The organism is Spirulina sp. CCY15215 (assembly GCF_016888125.1).
In the GTDB taxonomy this organism is placed as follows: domain Bacteria; phylum Cyanobacteriota; class Cyanobacteriia; order Cyanobacteriales; family Spirulinaceae; genus CCY15215.
Genome location: NZ_JACSWA010000259.1, coordinates 1 through 8353, shown reverse-complemented (window position 1 = coordinate 8353; position 8353 = coordinate 1). Strand labels below are relative to the sequence as shown.

6 protein-coding genes and 1 tRNA gene are annotated in these 8353 nt (G+C 42.0%); 6 read left to right on the top strand and 1 reads right to left on the bottom strand.

Annotation, left to right across the window (positions count from 1 at the left end; translation table 11 throughout):
• Positions 1-218 precede the first annotated feature (218 nt).
• The 4 genes from JUI58_RS02575 (at position 219) to JUI58_RS02560 (ending at position 4846) form a co-directional block, all read left to right on the top strand.
• On the top strand, positions 219-950 hold the full coding sequence (locus tag JUI58_RS02575) for a hypothetical protein (protein ID WP_348539819.1): 732 nt from the start codon (positions 219-221) through the stop codon (positions 948-950).
• A gap of 254 nt (positions 951-1204) precedes the next feature.
• Positions 1205-2044 (top strand): hypothetical protein, encoded by an 840-nt coding sequence (locus JUI58_RS02570; RefSeq protein WP_204102178.1) that lies wholly within the window; start codon positions 1205-1207, stop codon positions 2042-2044.
• Positions 2045-2093: 49 nt separating this feature from the next.
• The gene (locus JUI58_RS02565) at positions 2094-3437 is read left to right on the top strand and encodes a flippase (RefSeq protein WP_204102177.1); all 1344 of its coding nucleotides are present in this window, start codon (positions 2094-2096) and stop codon (positions 3435-3437) included.
• 128 nt (positions 3438-3565) lie between these two features.
• Positions 3566-4846: a dihydroorotase gene (locus JUI58_RS02560; RefSeq protein ID WP_239121222.1), complete on the top strand. Its 1281-nt coding sequence runs from the start codon at positions 3566-3568 to the stop codon at positions 4844-4846.
• Between the two features lie 10 nt (positions 4847-4856).
• Here the strand turns inward: JUI58_RS02560 and JUI58_RS02555 are convergent.
• Positions 4857-4928: transfer RNA gene (locus tag JUI58_RS02555), tRNA-Thr, on the bottom strand.
• Between the two features lie 120 nt (positions 4929-5048).
• On the opposite strand from JUI58_RS02555, the gene JUI58_RS02550 reads away from it, so the two are divergent.
• The gene (locus JUI58_RS02550) at positions 5049-5303 is read left to right on the top strand and encodes a DUF3493 domain-containing protein (RefSeq protein WP_204102176.1); all 255 of its coding nucleotides are present in this window, start codon (positions 5049-5051) and stop codon (positions 5301-5303) included.
• Positions 5304-5695: 392 nt separating this feature from the next.
• Entirely contained in the window at positions 5696-8212 is a 2517-nt protein-coding gene (locus JUI58_RS02545; protein ID WP_204102175.1) for an ATP-binding protein, read from the top strand.
• Positions 8213-8353 lie beyond the last annotated feature (141 nt).

Here is an 8353-nt window from a genome sequence, read left to right as displayed (position 1 = left end):
AGCTAGGGAGCGAACTTACGCAGCTAGGGAGCGAACTTACGCAGCTAGGGAGCGAACTTACGCAGCTAGGGAGCGAACTTACGCAGCTAGGGAGCGAGACGCTCCCACTACTGTATTCTTTTGCTATGTATGTAGTGCGGGCATCTTGCCCGTTAATGCGTAACTCCTACTGTTAAGAAGAGACAATGGCAAGCAACAACAAATAGGCAACCCAGTTTGTGAATACAAATTCTTTTGGTCGAACGATTGAAATGCAGGAGGTTGGGATTGCGATCGCGGCGATCGATCTCAACCCCCAAATGCTAAATTTGGATTTTCTCAAATTTAGCGGCATTATTGCTACGGATTGGGAACTGATGAGACAGCCAGTTCTCAATGCGTCGATGGCACAACTGTCTTTTACCAATGGGGTGAATGTACTGGCACAACCGCGCAATATTACTTTTTTGGAAGCAATGGGCGATCGCAAGATCGAAGAATTACAGGCTCCCTTAGCGGCTTGTCGTTATGTGGAAAAATTACCCCATGCAGACTATCAAGGGGTGAATATCAATCCTAAAATTCTCGTCGGTTTTCTGGAAACCCAAAACCAAGATAGCGCACGGCATTTCATTGTTGATGGCTTGCTTGCTCCTGGAAAATGGCAAAATATGGGACAAGAACCTTTAAAGGCATCTTTAAGTTTAAGCTATCAACTCAAACGCTGTCCTCTAACCATTGCCATTAATGAAGTGAAACTGCAGCAGCCAGAAGGAGAAGCAATTTCCGCTTTATTATTTTCTGGGGGGTTTAATTATGGGATTCCCCCTAAATATCAAGAGAAAAAAGCACTGTATTTACAAAAGCGAATTGAGACTTGGCCGACAGATTTTGAGATGTTTAAGGAAATTGTACATAAAAAGTTTTTTGAGCAAGATCGGAGCATTTTTCCCAACTCCTCGTTTTTATAAAGCGATTTCAGGGGTGCATCTCAATTTTGCCAAATCCCAACTAAATGTCGCGAGGGGTCTCCCGCTAGAATCTTTGAATCCAAGACTAATTATGATACGATCTTGGAGCATCTTTGTTCACGCGGCAACATCTCCCGAGGAATTCTGAAATTCACTTATTACTTTAGCTTTAAGATCGATATAATTCTGCAATAGCTCGGATAGATCGTAGTCTTCTATATTCGTTATATATTATTTGGAGGAGAACTTAAGTTATGACACTGCCAACGATTAGAATATTTATTTCACCTTGTAGAAGTGGCAGCACTGCTTTTATGCAGTCACTCAATCAAAGTCCTTATATACATTGTTTTTATCAACCAGTAAAGGAAGGAATTCGAGAAGGATTAGGACCAGATTATCGTTTTTTTGATGGTTCTCATCCTTCCTTTTTTAGCAATCCAGGTAAAACTTTTTTTGCTAAGGAAGTTTTAGGTCATATTTATCCTGAAGAATGTTGTTTTCAGATTTTTCCAGATCGAGATGCCATCGATCGCTCTCGACCACTATTTCTTTTGAGAGAACCCATCGCTACTTGGAGTTCTTGGAAAAAATGTAAAGCGGCTGGAAAACAAGGGTGGGTGGGAGTTTGCGATCTAGAAATCTTTAAACTTGCCTACAAATATACTTATGATAGGTTCATAGAATCTCGAAAGGTTTCAAAACAAGTAACCTGTCTAACCCGAGAACATTTGTTGAAAGCGCCAGAACAAATATTTCAACAGATTTGTCATTGCTGGGAGATTCCTTTTATTAAAGAGATGATTTCTTGGACTCAACCATTTGATGTTAATAGCTTTACCTGTGGTAAACCATTAGAATTTTTTAACAGAATACAGCATAAAGATATAAGAGAATCAATGTCTTTTTATCGTGTTGAGAATAACAAGGATCGGGATCAAGAGAAGTTGGTCACTTTAGTGGAGCAGAAGGAGATTAAATCTAGCTTGCAACCACTTTATGAGGATTTTTCAAACTGGTGTCAAGAATATTACCCTTTAAAATCTGAAAACAACGAAGAAAGCTCCAAAGAGCAGAGAATTAATACGATTTGAAATCTGCTCTGCCTTCATCGTCGCTTTATCACTTTTTTTGTTTGATTTGATGACTCAATTCTCCTTAGCGCACAGAGAAAATAGTGTTAGAATTGTCACTCTTGCTAAGAGTAGCATTCTTGTTTTAGTCCTACAATTTGCAGGAGTAGCTCTTGCTTATCTCGTGCAAGTATTTCTCGCTCGCTGGATGGGGAAAGTTGAATACGGGATCTACGAATACGTCATTACTTGGTCTCTATTATTGGCCGTACCTGCCAGTTTGGGATTGCCTCGAGCAGTGGTGCGTTTTATCAGTGAATACCGCGTCAAACAAGATTGGGGATTATTGCGAGGGGTTATCCTAGGCAGTTGGCGCTTGACCATTGCGACGGGACTGTTTCTCAGTGCGATCACCACGGGACTCGTTTTCTTGATTAATCACTATCATCACTTTTCTTCCGCTCCGGTTTTACTCGTTGGCATTTGGCTCGTTCCCTTGCAAGCACTTGTTTTGTTGCAAGAAGATATGGGGAGGGGAGCAGAAAATCTCATTTTGGCTTATACCCCCACGAAAATAATTTGGCCGATTCTCGTCATTATTGGGGGATTTTTACTCTGGCACAATCGCCATATTCTTGACAGCATCTCTACGATCTGGATTGCTTTGGGAATGCTATCGGGAGCGCTCGTCGTACAGGCAAGTTGGATGTGGTTCAAATTCAATCGCGAAATTGCTCCCGTAACTCCTATTTATACGTTGCGAGCTTGGCTAAAAGTTTCCCTTCCTTTGCTACTTTATCGCGCCTTCCGAGAACTGCTCGTGCAAACCGATATTTTAATGTTGGGTTCGTTTATTGGTGCAGGAGCCGTCGGAATTTATAGCCCTGCCTCAAAAAGCGCACTTTGGGTCAGTTTTGTTTTACAGTCCATTAATATTGTCGTTGCTCCTGCTTTTGCAATTCTTCATATTCGCGGCGATCGCGTTGAATTGCAAAAGGTAATTTCCACCGTAACGCTTTGGATTTTTTGGTCATCAAGTGCGATCGCGCTACTTTTAATTCTTTTTGCCAAACCCCTTCTCGGAATTTTTGGGTCGGAATTTATTGAGGCGCATTGGGCATTAAAAATTCTCGTGATTGGACAATTCATTAATGCTCTATCGGGTTCTGTTGGTAATTTGCTCTCTATGACTGGCTATCAAAATCAATTAATGCTAGTTTCCAGTTGCACGGCTTTAATTAATTTGATTTTAAATGCGATCGCCATTCCACTTTGGGGAATAGTAGGGGCAGCTTTAACGACAGCTTTAACTTTGAGTATTTGGAATATTTGGCTGGTGGCGATCGTTATGAGAAAGTTAGAAGTAAATCCCACGGTTTTTTCCACTTTTTTCCCAGCAAACAGCGAGCGGTGAAATCTGCGATTGCCTCCAAGGCTAATGTCGATTTACATTTTTGAGATGCACCCGATTTCAGTGCGATCGCTATCAGTTGGGACAAAGCCATGTACAATCGATCCCGGCTAACATCAAACATCGGGAAAATGTCGGAATCAATCGAGGAAGATGCGATTAATCTTCTACTGCAACGAGTTAGGGTTTTAGATCCCATCGCCAATGGCGATCGCATTGCTGATGTTTGGTTAAAGGATGGCAAAATTGCAGCAATAGAAGGGCAGATCGTTGATATTCCACCAGAAACAACCATTAAAAACGGCGAAAATTTAATTCTGAGTCCTGGTTTAACGGATCTCTACAGTGCGAATAACGATCCTGGACATGAAGAACGAGAAACTCTTACTTCTCTCTCAAAAGCCGCCCTCGCAGGCGGTTTTACTCGCTTAACTCTCCTTCCCAACACCGTCCCACCCCTAGATAATGCGGCGGGACTCACTTTTTTACAGCAAAAAATCCCTAGCTATGCACCTCACTTTCAGTTTTGGGGGGCGCTCACGCAAAATCTGGAAGGGGAAAAGATGGTGGAGTTAGCAGAGTTAGCCGATGCGGGAGTTGTGGGGTTTAGCGATGGGAAGGCGATCGCCCACTGGGGGGTTTTACGTCGTTTACTGGAATATGGGGGACCTTTGGGACGACCGATGGCGATCGTGCCGACCAGCCCGCAATTGCGCGATAATGGGGCAATGCGGGAAGGTTCTTTCTCTATTCAAGCGGGTTTGTCTGGAGATCCGGTGTTCTCAGAAACCGCAGCATTAGCAGCATTATTGGAAATAGTAGCAATTGTGAGGACTCCCGTGCATATTATGCGCGTTTCTACAGCGCGAGGGGTGGAGTTAATTGCGGAGGCAAAACAGCGAGGGCTTCCCGTAACCGCAAGTACGACTTGGCTGCATTTACTGTTGGATACGGAAGCAGTGGGAGATTACAATCCCAGTTTACGCCTCGATCCACCTTTGGGCAATCCTGGCGATCGCGTTGCTTTGGCAGATGGGGTAAAAGCAGGGGTTATCGATGCGATCGCGATCGATCATTCTCCTTACACTTACGAGGAAAAAACCGTATCTTTTGAGGAAGCACCTTCGGGGGCGATCGGCTTGGAGTTAGCGTTACCTTTGTTATGGGAGAATCTGGTTATTAAAGGCAATTGGACGGGGTTGCAGTTATATAAAGCCCTAACAGTTGCGCCCCAGGTTTGTTTGGGTCAAAACCCTTTATCCTGTGCGGTGGGAGAGGTAGCAGAGTTGACATTATTCGATCCACAAAAAACATGGATTGCCAATAGAGAAACTCTGTTTTCTCAGAGTGCAAATACTTCTTGGTGGGGTCAGGAGATAAGAGGAAAAGTTTTATCGGTTTGGCACGGTTAACTATTGGGAAAGCCCTCGACTGGATTTGAACCGGCGACCCTTCCATTACGAGTGGAATGCTCTACCACTGAGCTACGAGGGCAAATCAGAAAATAAAATTGCTCTTTCGAGCGGTTTTTATTGAGACACAGTTTTGTATTATAGCTGAAAATAGCGCGATCGCCAAAAATTACCTTTTTCCCTTTTTCTGCCAGACAAAATTATGCCAGACCTGAAAAAAACGCCAAAATCCTTGAGTCCAGAGAAATATGCTCAATTGAGAGCCGAACTCAAATCCCCTTATCGGGGTTTGCGTCATTTCGTCTATGTTAGTTTCGCTGCATCTGGGGCGATCGGCGCTCTGATTTTCCTCACCCAACTGACTTCGGGACAGGAAATATATCGAGTATTTCCCAATTTTGCCCTACAAGTAGGCATTGTCGCTTTAATGATTTGGCTGCTACGACGCGATCGCTAATTTTAATTCTGGTTAATGTGAAGTCGAAATAAAATAAGAATCTTGTTGAGATTGAGTGAGTTTTTGCACATCTTCTCGAACAGAGGGATCGCGTTTAACGATACTAGATTGGTCGAATTGCGATCACGTTTGGATTCGCAATGCGTTATTATAGAATCAGAAAATACAGTTATTCGTTTTCCCTTTTGTGTAAAGAAATATTTCTAGATTAGGAAAACTTTTCAATTTCCCATTATTTTCGAGAAAATAGTTAGAAATTGATAACTGAAAATAGGGTGATTTTCCCTTACTCGCCAATATTGCGCTCTCTGTCAGGGGTTAGCTGCCGATTGAATGTTGAGATAGAGCCAAATTATTGAAAGTTTTGATATCCTGCAATCCCAGAAAAAACGATGGAATTAAGTAACCTTAGCCGTATTTCCGGCAGTCCTGAGTTCATTGAAAAAGAGCCTCTCCGCGCCCTCGGATATATTCAATCTTATGGGGTTCTCTTGACGTTACAAGAACCTGAATTAACAATCGCACAAATTAGCAATAATAGTTCTAGCATTTTAGGAATTCATCCTGATGACCTGATTAATCGTCCTCTTAGTCTGCTATTTGGTCGCGAACAAGTGGAGCAAGTACAACAAGCACTGACTCAAGAAAACACAATTAATCCCTTAAAATTATCTCTACAAGCTGGAAATTTTACGACCCAAGGCGATCGCGAAGTACGCTTTGATGGCATCCTCCATCGATCGGGAAAAAGGGTGATTCTGGAACTAGAACCCCTTCTTTCCAGACAAATATTTAATGAGTTAGATTGTTATCGTTCAATTCATCACATCGCCACAAAACTGCGAAAAATCGACGATCTACAAACTTTATTTGAAACTACTGTTACTGAAATTCGTCAACTCACCGGATTTGACCGCGTAATGCTCTATCGCTTTAGCGAACAAGGTCATGGGAGGGTTATTGCAGAAGATAAAGAAGAGCATCTTGAAGCCTTTTTGGGACTGAATTATCCTGCTTCTGATATTCCCTTAACTTCACGGAAACTGACCTTAGAAGTAGGAGTGCGTGTTATTGCCGATGCTGCTATGCCTTCTGTAGAGATTATTCCTGTACTTCCTCAAGAAGAACCTTTAGATTTAAGTAATGCAGTCTTGCGTGGTGTTTTGGACTGTCATACTAAATATTTAAAAAATATGGGAGTTTCGGCTTCCTTAACTATCGCGATCGCCAGAGAAGGAGAACTTTGGGGTTTAATTGCTTGCCATCATTATACTCCCAAATATCTTCCCTATGCAATGCGGGCAGCTTGTAAATTACTCGGCCAAATTATTTCTTTGGAAATGGCCACGAAAAAAGATCGCACTGACACTGACTACAAATATCATCTTAATAATGTTCTCGTCAAACTGATTGAATGGATGTCAGTTGAAGAGAACATTAGCGATGGATTAACGAATTCTCCTAACCATTTACTCGAGTTAACTGGAGCAACTGGGGTCGCAATTTGGCAAGATGACGATTGTATTTGCTTGGGGAAAACTCCAGAAATTGAGGCGATCGCCTCTTTGGTACAAATATTACGCACAAAACATCCCCAAGAAAAAATCATTCACACAAACTCTCTCGTTCAATTAGCTCCTAACTGGGCATCTCACAAAGAAATTGCAAGCGGACTCCTCGCTATTTCTCTTTCTGAAACCGAGTCCAAATATATCCTCTGGTTTCGACCGGAAACCCTACAGACTGTAGAATGGGCAGGGAAGCCTCAAGAAGCCTCACAACCTGGCAAAGATGGCGAAATTGTTCTTTGTCCCCGACAATCTTTTGCTTTGTGGAAAGAATTAGTCCATTTAGCCAGTTTACCTTGGAAAACTTGTGAAATTGAGGCGGCTTTAGAACTGCGAGAGGCGATCGTGAGGATTTCTCTACGGAAAGCCGATCGCCTTGCAAAACTCTATATTGCATTGCAAGCATCGGAAGCGAGGACAAGAGAAAAAGCGACCCAATTAGAAACAACATTACACGAGTTAGAGAATATTCATAAACAATTACTCGATACTCAAACCCAACTGATTCAAAACGAAAAAATGTCCAGTTTGGGACAGTTGGTTGCGGGAGTTGCTCACGAAATTAACAACCCAGTTAACTTTATTTATGGAAATCTTACCCATACCGAACAAAGTATCCAAGATTTGATTGGAATGTTAAATCTTTATACCAAACATTATCCCAATCCTATCCCAGAAATCCAAGCAGAAGCAGAAGCAATTGAGTTAGATTTTACCCTACAAGATTTACCAAAAATGCTGGCTTCAATGCAAGTAGGAGCCCACAGAATTCAAGAAATTGTGCAATCTTTGCGGAATTTCTCTCGCTTGGATGAGAGCGATCGCAAAACTGTCGATCTCCATGAGGGTATTAATAGTACATTACTGATTTTGGGAAACCACCTGCAGCTAAAACCCAATGGATTTGGCATTCAAGTTATTAAAAATTATGGCGATTTTCCTAAGATTGACTGTTACCCAGGACAACTCAATCAGGTTTTTATGAACATTCTCGCTAATGCAATTGATGTTCTCGAAGAACGCGATCGCCATCGTTCCCCAGAAGAGATTAAAGCCAAACCCAGCCAGGTTTCCATCAGTACAGAAATTGCTTCAAGCGATCGCATTTCGGAACCGCATCTTATTGTTCGAATTGCTGATAATGGTACGGGAATTGCTCCAGAAAACTTAGAAAAATTGTTCAATCCTTTCTTTACTACTAAACCTATTGGCAAAGGAACAGGGATGGGATTAGCAATTAGCTATCAAATTATCGTTGAAAAACATAGTGGTTTCCTCACTTGTCAGTCTGAATTAGGACAAGGTGCAGAGTTTGTTATCGAAATTCCCCTGATCAAATAATACAAAAATACCAAATAAGATAAGGTTTGCCTTGATGATTTTCAGGGTGCATCTCAAAGTTGCAAATTTACAACATTGCTCCGAATAATTAGAGCTAGGGAGCGAGACGCTCCCACTACAATAAACCATAATGGGGGTAGT

Excerpts from the sequence above, each read along its gene's own strand:
- JUI58_RS02570 (WP_204102178.1), top strand. The coding sequence starts at position 1,205 with ATGACACTGCCAACGATTAGAATATTTATTTCACCTTGTAGAAGTGGC.
- JUI58_RS02565 (WP_204102177.1), top strand. The coding sequence starts at position 2,094 with ATGACTCAATTCTCCTTAGCGCACAGAGAAAATAGTGTTAGAATTGTC.
- JUI58_RS02560 (WP_239121222.1), top strand. The coding sequence starts at position 3,566 with ATGTCGGAATCAATCGAGGAAGATGCGATTAATCTTCTACTGCAACGA.
- JUI58_RS02550 (WP_204102176.1), top strand. The coding sequence starts at position 5,049 with ATGCCAGACCTGAAAAAAACGCCAAAATCCTTGAGTCCAGAGAAATAT.
- JUI58_RS02545 (WP_204102175.1), top strand. The coding sequence starts at position 5,696 with ATGGAATTAAGTAACCTTAGCCGTATTTCCGGCAGTCCTGAGTTCATT.